General features: G+C 62.0%; 10 protein-coding genes. All 10 read right to left on the reverse strand.

Translation table 11 applies throughout. The features are described 5' to 3' along the window. Positions 1–22 precede the first annotated feature (22 nt). Positions 23–2773 (reverse strand): malto-oligosyltrehalose synthase, encoded by a 2751-nt coding sequence (locus JJD66_RS06180; protein WP_200647778.1) that lies wholly within the window; start codon positions 2771–2773, stop codon positions 23–25. Further along, positions 2770–4854, reverse strand: a complete 2085-nt coding sequence (gene malQ / locus JJD66_RS06185; protein WP_105226946.1) for a 4-alpha-glucanotransferase — start codon at positions 4852–4854, stop codon at positions 2770–2772. The genes JJD66_RS06180 and malQ overlap by 4 nt, the downstream gene beginning before the upstream one ends. Next, positions 4851–6596 carry a malto-oligosyltrehalose trehalohydrolase gene (treZ, locus tag JJD66_RS06190; protein ID WP_200647779.1) on the reverse strand — a complete coding sequence of 582 codons (1746 nt, stop codon included), beginning with the start codon at positions 6594–6596 and terminating at the stop codon, positions 4851–4853. Before treZ ends, malQ begins: the two co-directional genes overlap by 4 nt. A gap of 31 nt (positions 6597–6627) precedes the next feature. After that, the gene (gene glgA, locus JJD66_RS06195; protein WP_073521523.1) at positions 6628–8184 is read right to left on the reverse strand and encodes a glycogen synthase GlgA; all 1557 of its coding nucleotides are present in this window, start codon (positions 8182–8184) and stop codon (positions 6628–6630) included. A 455-nt stretch (positions 8185–8639) separates the two neighbouring features. Further along, positions 8640–9593: a D-2-hydroxyacid dehydrogenase family protein gene (locus JJD66_RS06200; protein WP_200647780.1), complete on the reverse strand. Its 954-nt coding sequence runs from the start codon at positions 9591–9593 to the stop codon at positions 8640–8642. A gap of 25 nt (positions 9594–9618) precedes the next feature. Further along, a complete protein-coding gene (locus JJD66_RS06205; protein WP_200647781.1) occupies positions 9619–10620 on the reverse strand; it encodes an alpha/beta fold hydrolase in 1002 nt (333 codons plus the stop codon). A 56-nt stretch (positions 10621–10676) separates the two neighbouring features. Then, on the reverse strand, positions 10677–11120 hold the full coding sequence (locus tag JJD66_RS06210; protein ID WP_198715531.1) for a YqaA family protein: 444 nt from the start codon (positions 11118–11120) through the stop codon (positions 10677–10679). Between the two features lie 3 nt (positions 11121–11123). Beyond that, the gene (locus JJD66_RS06215; protein ID WP_034127552.1) at positions 11124–11570 is read right to left on the reverse strand and encodes a DUF411 domain-containing protein; all 447 of its coding nucleotides are present in this window, start codon (positions 11568–11570) and stop codon (positions 11124–11126) included. Positions 11571–11663: 93 nt separating this feature from the next. Next, the gene (locus JJD66_RS06220) at positions 11664–12122 is read right to left on the reverse strand and encodes an SRPBCC family protein (protein ID WP_200647782.1); all 459 of its coding nucleotides are present in this window, start codon (positions 12120–12122) and stop codon (positions 11664–11666) included. A 133-nt stretch (positions 12123–12255) separates the two neighbouring features. Next, the gene (locus tag JJD66_RS06225; RefSeq protein WP_200647783.1) at positions 12256–13251 is read right to left on the reverse strand and encodes an aldo/keto reductase; all 996 of its coding nucleotides are present in this window, start codon (positions 13249–13251) and stop codon (positions 12256–12258) included. Positions 13252–13355: the final 104 nt, after the last annotated feature.

Genomic DNA, 13355 nt, shown 5'->3' on the forward strand with positions numbered 1-13355 from the left:
ACAAACTCCTCACAGAAAATTTTCAGCTTTCTTGATTATCAGGATTGATAAAGACATTGACCGGGAGATCCCCCAGGGCAGCGCTGATCAACAGCTCCTTGTTGGGTGTGACTACGCCCGTTTGAAAAAGTCCCTTCCAGTTTTGTGCAGGGGCGGCGAACGGTAATTTCACCCGCGTATCGCCCCAAACCTGCGCATTGATCTGGGGAAACATCCCGTTTTCAAGCAACGGATAAGACCAGCGCGGCACCACCACCAGCAACTGCTTGCCTTGATGTTCACGGTAAAACGCAACCACGCGCTCGGCGTGCTGGCCCACCGCTTCCAAAGGTGTATAGCTGCCATGGTGCAGCAGCTCGGGGCAGGCTTTACGCAGGCCCAGTACCTGGGCGATCACTGCCTGTTTGATACGCCCGTCGCGCCAGTTGAACAACAGTTCGCCGATGTCCGGTGGTGCCTGCAATGCACGTTGCCGCGCAGCGAAGTCCACCGGGCGACGGTTGTCCGGGTCGACCAGGCTGAAGTCCCAGAACTCATCGCCCTGGTAAATATCCGGCACACCCGGCACGGTCAAATGAAGCAAGGTTTGCGCCAGCCCATTCAGGGCGCCTGCGGGGGCGATGGCCTGTGCAGCGCTGTCCAGTGCACTGCGCAGCGGCGCACCGGCTTCACTGAGCAGCAGGCGTTTGAGGAACGCTTCCACCGCCTGTTCGTAAGCCTCGTTGGGCGCGCTCCAACTGCTCTGCAACTTGGCCTCGCGCAGGGCTTTTTGCTGCCACTGCCAGAGGCGTTGCTGGTACGCCGCCAGATCGGGGTTGGGCTCCAGCGGCCAACTGCCCAGCAGCACCTGATAGAGAATCAACTCATCGCCCGCCGAAGGGCTGTCGGCGCTCTCGCGCAGGGGGTCGGCCAGGCGGCGCCAATGCTCGACCTGTTCGGCATACCAGGGTGCGCACTCGCTGAGCACCGCGAGGCGCGCACGGGTGTCTTCGCCGCGTTTGTGGTCGTGGGTAGCGGTGGCCAGCAGGTTGTCGGGGAAGCTCTTCAAGCGCTGTTGATTGGCTGCATGGAAGTCTGCCAATGGCGCACTGAATTGCTCGGTACTGAAGCCCACATCGTTGCGCGACAACAACACCGCCGAACGATAGAAGGCGGTGTCTTCCACAGCCTTGGCGGCGGCGGGCGAGGTCAGTTGCTGGAAGCGCACGCAGGCATGCTTGAGCATCTTGCGCGCTCGGCCTACCGGGCGATTGCGCCAGGGCTGGCCACCCAACCATTGCTCCAGGTGGTCGAGCACCGGCCAGTCGCCTTCGTTGAGGGTACTGCGTGCACCCTCCATGGCGTACTGGAACACCTTGTCGTCGGCCGCACTGCGGCCCTTGGCGCTGATATAGGTGCGGTACACCGGGAAATGCACGATCAGTTCCTGCAAGGCCCGGCGGATGGCGCCCAGTGTCAGGTCGCGGGTCATCACGTCATCGCGGGCCACTTGCAGCAGCGCCTGGGCCACGCTTTCGAAGTCGCCGCCCAACGAACCATTGAGGATCTGCTGGCGCGCCAGCCGCGCTTCCTCGCCGAAGGTTGAGGGCCGCTCGCTGTGACGCGTCCACATCTCGGCCAGCGGTGCAAAACCTTCGGGATGGTGTTGCAGCAAGGACAACTGGTTCATGAACTCGTAGCCGGTGGTGCCATCTACCTGCCAGTCTTCACGCAGGGTTTCACCTTCGCCAAGGATCTTTTCGACGAAGATGGGCAAGTGGCGCTGGGGTGACAGCGCGTCTACGCGGCGGCGCAATTTGCGGCAATAGCCACGCGGGTCGGCCAGGCCATCGATATGGTCGATGCGCAGCCCGTCGACCAGCCCCGCGCTGATCAGCTCGAAAATCTTGCCATGGGTGGCTTCGAACACCGCCGCGCGTTCGACCCGCAGGCCGCCCAATTCATTGACGTCGAAGAAGCGCCGCCAGTTGATGTCGTCTGCGGCTGTGCGCCAACTGGCCAGGCGATAGGTCTGTTGTTCCAGCAGCTGATGCAGGCGCTCGAAGCCCTCGGGCTGGCGACTGTCGAATGCGGCCAGGCGTTGCTCAATAGCAGGTAACAGTTCGCTGGAGCGTTCGGCCAGGGCTTGTTTGAGCGTGGCGGCTTCGGCGTAGGCGTCGTGCTGGTAGGCGAGGGCGGCGAAACGTTCGGCCAGCGGTTTGAGTAACTCATCACTGCCCAGGATCAGGCCGTAGTCCCTGGGGCAAATCGGAAAACGGTGTTCGTAATGCTCGACGTAGAAACTCCCCTGGGCGGCATCGAACTTGAGCGCCAGCGTGCCGTTCTGCAAGGCTTCGCCGTAGTCGCTGCCGAGGAAGGGCATCAGCAACTGGCCCTTGAGCAGCGGGTCGGGAGAGTGCCACTGGATGTCGAAGAACTCGCTATAGGGACTCAGGCGGCCCCACTCCAGCAGGTCCAGCCACCAAGGGTTATCCGCGCCGCCCACGGCCATATGGTTGGAGACGATATCGAGGATCAACCCCATGTCGTGCTCACGCAGCGCGGCGACCAGGCGACGCAACGCCGCTTCACCCCCCAACTCCGGGTTGACGCGGGTCGGGTCGACCACATCGTAGCCGTGCATGGAGCCGGCGCGGGCGCTTAACAGCGGTGAAGCATACAGGTGGCTGATGCCCAGTTGGGCAAAGTACGGCACCAGCGGCACCGCGTCATCGAGGGTAAAACCTTTATGAAATTGCAGGCGCTGGGTGGCGCGCAGGGGCAGTGCGTTCATCGGTCACGCTCATAGGCTTGGTTGCGCGCCACGGCCAGCAGTTCAAGGCGACGCGCGGCGCTGTCATTGTCGAGCAGGCTGGCGGCTTCGCCAGGCAAGCGTCGGCGCCAATTGGGGTGGGTGTCGAGGGTGCCCGGCAGGTTGGCTTGCTCTTCGATGCCCAATGCATCTTCCAAGGGCAACAACACCAGTGGCGCACGGGTATGGCCCAGGTAGCGCACGCTGGCGTCGATCATATGGTCGGTGTCGTTGCGGATCTCGTCGATGAAGTTCTGCGGGTCCTGGCTCAAGGCTTGGCGCAGTGCCTGGCGTTCGCGCAGGCGGTGTTCGCTCCATTGGTCCACGGTGGGCGCATCGATCAGGCCCAGCTGGATATTCCATTCGATATCGCGGCTGTGCCACCAGCCATTGAGGGTCGGCAAGTCGTGGGTACTGGTGGTGGCCAAGGCGTTGTCGGGCCAATCGAGGATGGGCTTGAACTGGCCGTCATGGTTCTGTTCGAACAGCAGCACACGCATGCCCAGGATCGAACGGGCGCTGAGCTTTTCGCGCAGGCCTTCGGGCACGGTGCCCAGGTCTTCACCGAGGACGATGGCCTGGTGGCGGTGCGATTCCAGGGCGAGCAAACGCAGCAGGTCGTCCACCGGGTAATACAAGTAGGCACCTTCGCGGGGGGACGCGCCCAGAGGGATCACCCACAGGCGTTGCAGGCCCATCACATGGTCGATGCGCAAGCCGCCGGCATGGGCGAAGTTGGCCCGCAGCATTTCGATAAAGGCGCGATAGCCATTGCGCTTGAGGCCCTCAGGGGAAAAGGCAGAGATGCCCCAGCCTTGGCCTGCGCGGTTGAGAATGTCCGGTGGCGCGCCGACGGTGAGGTCGGCCAGCAGTTCATCCTGGCGACTCCAGGCCTGGCTGCCGCCACCGTCGGCGCCCACCGCCAGGTCGGCGATCAGGCCGATGCCCATGCCGCTGCCACGGGCGGCCTGTTGTGCGCGCTCAAGGCTGCGGGCAATCAGCCATTGGGTGAAGGCGAAATATCCGATTTCGTCGCGGTTGTCCTCAGCGAACTGCGCCAGGGCCGGGCTCTGTGGCGTACGCCAGGCTTCGGGCCATTGGCGCCAGTCCAGGTCCTCACCCGCGGCAGCACGCTGGGCCTGTATGGCTTCGAAGCGGCAGTGGTTTTCCAGGGCTTCGCCGCCGGCCTGGCGGAAGCTTTGAAAATCGGCATGCTGGGGATGCGCGCCGTGGCGGAAGTCTTCATACAGTGTGCGCAGCAGGCGTTGCTTGGCTTTGGCGGCGGCCGGCCAGTCGATCAGCGTGAGCTGTTCCAGGGCATGCAGCTCGTCAGCCAACCCGGCCGCTTCTATGGCGTTGCGCACTTCACGTTCACCAAGGATGCACGCCGGCGAAGCATACAGGCTGTTGAGAAACAGGCGGCTGGAGGGTGAATAGGGGCTGAAACGCTCAGTGTCGGCGCTGAACATCGCGTGCATCGGGCTGATTGCCACGGCGTCGGCGCCACGCTCGGCGGCGGAACGCACCAGGTGCTCCAGAGCCAGGGTGTCGCCAAAACCGCCATCGCCCAGGCGGCGCAAGGCATAGAGTTGGGCGCTCAGGCCCCAGGCGCGAGCGGGTTGGCTGTCGACCGCGTCGGCCACGCTGTAGCAGTGGCTGGGCGCGACGGCCAGGGTGAAGGTTTGCCCGTCGATATGCACCTGGTGGTAGCCGAGGGCAATCACGCCGGGCAATACGGCCTCGCCGTCCAGGCGCAGCTCCAGGGTTTCGCCGCCTTCCAGGCTGACGCGACACGGGGTGTCCGGGGCGAAATAGTGCGCCAGGTCCAGGCCCGCACCGCTGTCGGTGGTCATCAAGGGCGGCAGGTGCCGGTCCTGCTGCGCCTGCTCAAGTTGCAGCAGGCTCGCGTCGATCTCAGCATCGCTGTCGGCCGGGTGCCCCAGCCCTTTGAGAACAGCGCGCAGGGCGTCAAGCTTTACATGTTGCGGGCGACCGTTGGCATCGATCCAATCGACGGCCAGGCCCGCGCGGCTGGCGAGAATTTCCAGGTTCGCTTCGCTCAAAGAATGTCTCCAACAGGGGATAAGCAAACGCGTGCGCTCAAGGGCGGTAAGTGCGCACCTTGCGGGGCAGGCGTTTGGAAAATAATCGGGTGGGGTGCCGGATGATCCAGGGGCTGTTCACTCAGGTTCAGGTCGATCTGCAACACACGGCCGTTGCCCAGGCGCCAGCGCGCGGTGACGGCATGGTCAGCCAGCACGTGCGCGCCCAGGGAGACGGTGCCGGGCAAGTGCGGCACCAGATGCACGTGACGCAGGCTCAGCAGGTGGCGGTAGAGCTGGGTGTGGTCGTTCTCGACGAAGGAGGGCACCGACTGTAAAAAGGTTTGCAGCGCGTTGGGGTCGGGGATGCGCTGGCGTTGCTTGGGGTCGTGAAACGCCGCGAAGTCGGCAAATTCATTGCGCCGCCCTTCACGCACCGCCTCGGCCAGTTCGCCATGATGGTCGGTGAAAAACAGGAACGGCTCGGCGGCATTCACCTCGTCGCCCATGAACAACATCGGGATCATGGGGCACAGCAACAGTAGGGCGGTCGCAGCGCTCAGTGCCTGGGGCGAACACAGCCGGTGCAGGCGTTCGCCGAGGGCGCGGTTGCCGACCTGGTCGTGGTTCTGCAGGAACGCGACGAAGGCGCTGGGGGGCAGATCCGCACTGGGTTCGCCGCGCGCATGGCCATGGCGTGTCGTCTCGCCCTGGTAGATGAACCCCTCGGCCAGGCAGCGCGCCAGCTTGGCGGTGGGCTGCTCGGCAAAGTCGCTGTAGTAGGCGTCGGTTTCACCGGTGAGCAGCACGTGCAGCACGTTATGAAAGTCGTCATTCCATTGGGCGTCGAAATCGTGCTGCAACAGGCTGGCCTGGTTCAGTTCGTTTTCCAGCATCAGCCACACGTGGCGCCCGCCGTCCACCTGCTGGCGTACCCGTTGTGCCAGTTCCTGCAGAAACCCAGGGTTGTCGATGGCGTGCACGGCATCCAGGCGCAGGCCGTCGAAGCGGTATTCGAGCAGCCACATCAAGGCGTTATCGAGGAAGAAATCCCGCACTTCACGACGCTCGAAATCAATGCCGGCGCCCCAGGGTGTGTGCACGTCCTCCTGGAAGAACCCCTGGGCGTACTGGCCCAGGTAATTGCCGTCGGGGCCGAAGTGGTTGTAGACCACATCGAGGATCACGGCCAAACCATGGCCGTGGGCACTGTCGATCAGCTGCTTGAGTTGCTCGGGAGTGCCGTAGGCGGCGTGGGGCGCATACGGCAGCACGCCGTCATAGCCCCAATTGCGTTCGCCGGGAAATTGCGCCAAAGGCATCAATTCAATCGCGGTGACGCCTAGTTCGGCCAGGCGTGCCAGGTGTTTCTCAACGGCAGCGTAGCCGCCCATGGCGCCGACGTGGAGCTCGTAGATCACCGCCGTGTGCCACGGGCGACCCTGCCACTGACTGTGGCGCCATTCATAGGCGAGGGGGGCGACTACTCGGCTCCACCCATGCACGTCCAGCGCCTGGGCCCTGGAGGCGGGGTCGGGCACCGTGTTTTCGCCATCGATGTTAAAGCGGTAAAGCGTGCCGGCAGGGCACGCGATTTCGACTTCAAACCAACCACCGGCCTGGGGCAGCATGACGATGGTTTTACCCTGTTCCAATTCAACGCTGACATAAAATGCGTCTGGCGCCCATAACGCAAAGCGCGTGCGGTGCGCGTCCAGCATGATTGCGCCGTGGGGCCAGGTTTCCAGAGTCCTTGACGGCATCTATGAAGACCTCCCTTAGTTGTTCCAGTCGCTACTTGTTCGATTTCCCCAGGGCCTTGGCCACCAGTTGTTCGTAGAGTTCGGCGTAGGGTTCCACGGCCTGGCACCAGTTGAACGGCTGGGTCATGGCACGGCTGCGCATGGCATTGAGCAGACCGGGGAAGGCAAACACCTTGAAGGCGCGGCGCAGCGCCTCTTCGTAGCTTTGTACCGTGGATTCATTGAACAGGAACCCGGTGACGCCATCCTCAATGGTGTCCGCCAGCCCGCCGGTGTTACGCGCCACCGGCAACGAGCCGAAGCGTTGCGCGTACATCTGGCTCAGGCCGCAGGGCTCATAGCGCGACGGCATCAGTAGGAAATCGCTGCCGGCGAACATGCGGCGGGCATCGGTCTCGTTGAAGCCGATGCGCACCCCCACCTGACCCGGGAAGCGCAGCGCCAATTCACGCATCGCCTGTTCTTCTTCCGGCTCGCCACGGCCGATGATCGCAATCTGGCCGCCGTTTTCGACGATGAAACCGGCGACGGCTTCGGTGAGGTCCAGGCCTTTCTGGTACACCAGGCGCGAGACCACCGCGAACAGCGGACCACTGGATGGCTGCAGCTCAAACAGCTCACGCACATGGGCGGCGTTGATGGCCTTGCCTTCCCAATCGCCGATGTTGAAGTTGTGAGTCAGGTGCGTGTCGGTGGAGGTTTCCCAGCTTTCGTCGATGCCGTTGGGAATGCCGCTGAGCAGGCCTTGCTGGGTCTTGCTGGCGAGGAAGCCATCCAGGCCGCAACCGAATTCCGGGGTGGTGATCTCCTGGGCGTAGGTGGCGCTCACGGTGGTGATATGGCTGGAATACGCCATGCCCGCCTTGAGAAACGACATCTTGCCGTAGAACTCCATGCCTTCCTGTTGCAGGGCGTGGGGCGGAATGCCCAATTCAGGCGTCGAGGCCAGGCTGACCACACCCTGGTAGGCCAGGTTATGAATGGTGAACAGAGTTGGCGTACGTGACCCACGCCAGTGCATATACGCGGGGGCCAGGCCCGCAGGCCAGTCGTGGGCGTGCACCAGGTCTGGGCACCAGTGGATTTGTGCAAGGTTGGCGGCAATGTCCGCGGCGGCCAAGCCCAGGCGGGCGAAGCGAATATGGTTGTCCGGCCAGTCGCGGCCGTTGTTGGCGCCGTAGGGCGTGCCTTCGCGCTCATACAGTTCGGGGCAGATCAGCACATAGATGACCAGGCCGTCCTTGAGGTCCATGCGCCCGATCTTGCACGGTGGCAACGCGGCATGGCCACCCAGTTCACCGACGATATGAATCGGGTTATCGCTTTCCATCACTTGCGGGTAACCCGGAATCAGCACCCGCACGTCATGCAGGTGCGCCATGGCGCGGGGCAGGGCCGCGGAGACGTCGCCCAGGCCGCCGGTTTTCACCAGGTCCGCGAACTCGGAAGTGACAAACAAGACTTTCTTTCGATTCGGATTCTGACTCACGACCGGCCGCACAGTGTTGGGCAGGTCGGCCAAAGACTTTGGCCCTCCTGCCGGCTGACTAAAACGCTCTCCCTGAGTATCTACTGCGGCACTGATCATAATGCACTCCCATCTGTTGGTTGGCTAATGGCCCGCTGCCATCAGCTCCGAGTGACCGCATCCTGCGGTCAGGCACACAAGCGCTATACAAGCTGGCAAGGCGTATGCCAGTTGCAACGTCGGCTTAAAAAGATTGGATGAGCGGGCATTCGGCCCGAAGCGCGCGTGCTCGCCCTTACCTAAAACTTGACCAGCGGCAGGTTTCGAAAGTTTAGATTTTTTGCGGGGTTTTTGTTTTGGAACGGACCCATCGGTCATGAGTCTAGGACAGATCCCAGCACCTGCTGGGTTTTCATGCAGATTTTGTAGGACAAAAAACTTTTAACGATATGCCCCTGTGGCGAGGGAGCTTGCTCCTGCTGGGGCGCGTAGCGGCCCCAAAATTTTGGGAGCGCTGCGCACTCCAGCGGGAGCAAGCTCCCTCGCCACAGGGGGGGGTGCACTTTAATAGTGCGTCAGGCGAGCACGCGAATGGGCACACCCTTGGCCCAGGCTTGGATATCTTCGATCATCTGCTGATAGAACTGCCGGTAATTCTGCTCGCTTACATACCCCACGTGTGGCGTAGCCAGCACATTGGGCAAGCGGCGAAACGGGTGGTCAGCCGGCAACGGTTCTTGGGCATACACATCCAGCGCCGCCCCGGCCAGGCGTCCGCTGCGCAATGCTTGCAGCAGTGCCTGCTCATCCACAATCGGCCCGCGTGCGGTATTTACCAGGCGCGCTGTGGGCTTCATCCAACCCAACGCTTGCGCATCCACCAGACCACGGCTGCGCTCGCTGAGCACCAGATGGATGGTCAGAATATCCGCCTGCTCAAACAGCTCGCGCTTGCTGACCCAGGTCGCCCCCGATTCAGCCGCTCGCTCGGGCGTGAGGTTTTCACTCCAGGCTATCACCCGCATGCCGAAGGCCTGGGCGAACCTTGCGACTTTCTGGCCAATGCTGCCCAGCCCCAGGATGCCCAAGGTCTTGCCATGCAGATCGCCGCCCAGGCCGACCTGCCATCCGCCCCCGCGCAGTGAGTTGGCTTCGGCGAGCAGGTTGCGTGTAGAGGCCATGATCAAGGCCCAGGTCAGCTCCGGAGCTGCGTGTTTATAGCTGTCGGTGCCGCATACCTGGATGCCCAGGGCCTTGGCTGCGGGAAGGTCGATGGCGGCATTGCGCATGCCGCCGGTCACCAGCAATTTGAGCTGGGGCAGCCCTTGCAGCAGGGCTTTGTCAAAGGTTGAGCGTTCGCGCATGAGGCAAATCACCTCGAACCCTTTCAAGCGCTCGATCATGGTGGCGGTATCGGCGGGGTAGTCGTGGAGAAAATGCACCTTGCCTACGCTGGCCAGCGCCGACCAATCCGCCACGTCGCTGGCCACGTTTTGCCAATCATCCATCACTGCGATCTGTATCGACATGCACGCGGGCCTCGAAAAGTGGCAATTAAAGGGCGTTCAACCCCTGCAACAGGGCTTTATGAAACTGTTCCGGCTCTTCCATCTGGGGCGCATGGCCCAGGCCGGGGAACTCCACCAACGTGGCGCGCGGAATCAGCTTGGCCACCTGCTTGCCCAGTACCTCGTAATGACCAATTTTGGCCTTGACCGCCGCCGGCGCCACATCTTTGCCGATGGCGGTGGTGTCGCTGGTGCCGATCAGCAGCAGGGTGGGCACCTGCAAGTCCTTGAACTCGTAGTACACCGGTTGGGTGAAGATCATGTCGTAAATCAGCGCCGAGTTCCAGGCAACCTGAAGATGCCCCGGGCCTTTGTTCAGGCCGGCGAGCATGTCTACCCAGCGCTCGTACTCGGGTTTCCAGCGCCCCACGTAATAGGTGGTGCGCTCATAGTTGCGTACACCGTCGGCGCTCAGTTTCAGCTCGCGCTGGTACCACTGGTCGACGCTCTGGTAGGGCACGCCGAGGGCTTTCCAGTCTTCCAGGCCAATGGGGTTCACCAGCCCCAGCTGTTCGGTTTGCTGGGGGTATATCAGCGCATAGCGTGTGGCGAGCATGCCGCCGGTGGAATGGCCGATCACCGTGGCCTTCTGAATGCCGAGCTTTTCCAACAGTTGATGGGTGTTGGTCGCCAATTGCTGGAAGCTGTACTGGTAGTGGTCGGGCTTGCTGGAGGTACAAAAACCAATCTGGTCCGGGGCGATGACGCGGTAGCCGGCGTCACTCAGCGCCTTGATCGAACCTTCCCAGGTGGCGCCGCAAAAATTCTTGCCGTGCATCAGCACCACGCTGCGGCCGTTTGGAGTGCCGGTGGCGGGGACGTCCATGTAGCCCATTTGCAGGGATTTGCCCTGGGATTGGAAGGCAAAATGATTCAAAGGGTAGGGGTATTCAAAGCCCTGCAACTCAGGGCCGTAGGTGTCAGCTAACACGGGCGCCGCGCTGACCGAAAACAAACCGGCTACGCATAATGTACGGATAAAAGGCATGGGTTTTGGCTCCGAGACAGATGCCCGGATGCTCTTTGCCCGCGATTAACGGGGGATTAACGGGGGATTAACGCCCACTGCAACGTCAGCGCTGCGATTACGCCATACCGAAGGCTTTTCGCCAGGGTTACCAGCAGTAGAAAACGCCACAACGGCTCACGCATCACCCCAGCCACCAACGTCAGCGGATCACCAATGATCGGCACCCAACTGAGCAACAACGTCCAGTGCCCCCAGCGCGCGTAATGGCTGCGAGCCTTGTTCAACTGACTGGCGCTCACCGGGAACCAGCGTCGCTCTTTGAAGCGCTCGACCGAGCGCCCCAGCAGCCAATTGACCAGCGAGCCCAGCACATTACCCAGGGTCGCGATGCCTAGCAGCAGCCAAAGGTTGTAATGCCCGCTGAGCAGCAGGCCGACCAACACAGCTTCTGACTGCAGGGGCAATAACGTCGCGGCGCCAAATGCCGCGCCGAACAGCCCCACGTACCCCATCAACACCGGTCAGTGAGCCGGGTAGTCCGCTACCACGACGTCTTCGCCGTCGCGGGTCAGGCCAATGATTTGATACGCCTCGCTGCGTCCGTCTACTTCCATGCCTGGCGAGCCCAATGGCATGCCCGGTGCGGCAAGGCCCAGCAGGTCGTTGCGCTTGCGCAGAGCCAGGACCTGCTCGGCAGGTACGTGGCCTTCGACGAACTTGCCATCGATCACTGCGGTGTGGCAGGAGCCAAGGCGTGGCGCCACGCCCAAGCGTTGTTTCACCGCGCTCATGTCGGCTTCAACGTGGTCGTTGACCTTGAAACCGTTGCTCTCCAAGTGGCTGATCCACTTCTTGCAGCAGCCGCAGTTGGCGTCGCGGTGTACATCGATGGGGATCAGTTCGGCGGCCTGGGCCAGGGTGGTGGTAAACAGGGCGCTGAGCAGGGCCAATCGCAATGGGGTTTTCATCGTGGGTCTCACTGAAGGCGCGGCAATAAGCCGGGCATTCTCCCTGCTTTTGCAGGCATGTTTGCAATGTGACGTCGCGGTAATGTTTCTAAATTATACGAAGCCCTGATGTTCCAGCCGCTGCTTGAGCCGGTCCAACGCAATCGCCGACAACGCGACCATGCGCTCATGCAAAGACGCCAGTTGCAGTTCGGTCTCGTAAGTCAGCACCCGCTTGAACAGCGTGCCGCCCTGATGAGCGCGCAAGCAGTAATGGATGCAACCGTCAACCGCCAGGGAGGTGAACACGGTCTTGAACTCGCTGGGGCGGCGGGCGATTTGTACGCGGTAACTCATGGGGACGCGTATGCCCAGCAGGTCGATGATCTCGGTAAAACGCGTGCCGACCGGTAATGAGCCGGTGATGCCGGTGTCGGCGCTGAGGGAGGTGGGGTGCCACTCGTGCCAGCGGTCGGGCTGGGTCACATAGTCATAAACCGCCTCGATCGGCGCCTGGATGAAGCGTTCCTGACTGATCTGCTCCAAGCGGACCGAATGCTCAGTCGCGTGCATGACACACCTCCTGTGTGGCGGGTTTTACACTAGGAGCTGTGAGGATAGTCTGACGCCCGCGCTTTGCACAGGCGTCGGCAGGCCGTTCGTCAATCCCGCTGAGAACGGCCCCCACAAGAGTTTCCAGCAGACGCTAGATATCCAGCATGGCCAGCACTTCCTTGGGGTAACGCAGGCCTGCGGTTGCATCGGCAGGGAAGATCGCATCCAGCGCAGCCAGTTCGTCCGCGCTGAGGGAAATCGACAGCGCCTCCACATTCTCTTGCAGATAGGTGCGCCGCTTGGTGCCGGGAATCGGGATGATGTAATCGCCTTGGGCCAATACCCAGGCCAGCGCCAGTTGCCCGGCCGTGACACCTTTGTCTGCCGCCAGGCTCTTGACCTGTTCTACCAGCAGCAGGTTTTTCGCAAAGTTCTCACCCTGAAAGCGCGGGCTGAAGCGTCGGTAATCATCGGCGCCGAAATCATCCGGGCTCTTCAAGGCGCCGGTGAGAAAACCTCGGCCCAACGGGCTGTACGGCAAAAACGCGATGCCCAGGCGCTGGCAGGCGGCGAGGCAGCCGTTGTCTTGCTGGTCGCGGCTCCACAGCGAATATTCGCTTTGCAGGGCGCTGATGGGATGGACCTTATGCGCCCGTTCCAGAGTAGCGGCGGACGCTTCGCTCAGGCCCAGATAGCGCACTTTGCCCTGTTTCACCAGGTCGGCCATGGCGCCGACCGTTTCTTCGATGGCCACGTCGGGGTCGATACGGTGCTGGTAGTACAGGTCCAGCGTATCCACCCCCAGGCGTTGCAAAGTGCCGTCGATGGCGTTGCGGATATACTCGGGCCGGCCATTCACCCCGCGCACTACGGGGTTGGCAGGGTCGCGCACAATCCCGAATTTACTGGCCAGGAAGACCTGGTCGCGCTTGCCGGCAATAGCCTTGCCGATCAGTTGCTCATTGGTGTGCGGGCCGTACATGTCCGCGGTATCGAGAAAGTTGACGCCCAACTCCAGGGCGCGGTGCAAGGTTGCGGTGGCTTCGGTGGTATCGGTGCCAGGTGTGTAGAAATCGGTCATGCCCATGCAGCCAAGGCCGATGGCGGACACATGCGGGCCGTTTTTACCGAGTTGTCGAGTGTGCATAGGGAAGCTCCTTGTGATGAGGGGCCCATTGTTACCCTTGAAAAAATGCAGATAAACCGGCTAAAAGTGCTATCACTGTTCGTAATATCTAAACAATCTTCCAC

This window comes from Pseudomonas sp. MF6751 (genome assembly GCF_016613265.1).
Taxonomy (GTDB): domain Bacteria; phylum Pseudomonadota; class Gammaproteobacteria; order Pseudomonadales; family Pseudomonadaceae; genus Aquipseudomonas; species Aquipseudomonas fluorescens_BV.

Coding starts and splice junctions, on each gene's coding strand:
- glgA (WP_073521523.1), bottom strand. CDS start 8,184: ATGATCAGTGCCGCAGTAGATACTCAGGGAGAGCGTTTTAGTCAGCCG.
- JJD66_RS06180 (WP_200647778.1), bottom strand. CDS start 2,773: ATGAACGCACTGCCCCTGCGCGCCACCCAGCGCCTGCAATTTCATAAA.
- JJD66_RS06220 (WP_200647782.1), bottom strand. CDS start 12,122: ATGCACGCGACTGAGCATTCGGTCCGCTTGGAGCAGATCAGTCAGGAA.
- JJD66_RS06200 (WP_200647780.1), bottom strand. CDS start 9,593: ATGTCGATACAGATCGCAGTGATGGATGATTGGCAAAACGTGGCCAGC.
- treZ (WP_200647779.1), bottom strand. CDS start 6,596: ATGCCGTCAAGGACTCTGGAAACCTGGCCCCACGGCGCAATCATGCTG.
- JJD66_RS06215 (WP_034127552.1), bottom strand. CDS start 11,570: ATGAAAACCCCATTGCGATTGGCCCTGCTCAGCGCCCTGTTTACCACC.
- JJD66_RS06225 (WP_200647783.1), bottom strand. CDS start 13,251: ATGCACACTCGACAACTCGGTAAAAACGGCCCGCATGTGTCCGCCATC.
- JJD66_RS06205 (WP_200647781.1), bottom strand. CDS start 10,620: ATGCCTTTTATCCGTACATTATGCGTAGCCGGTTTGTTTTCGGTCAGC.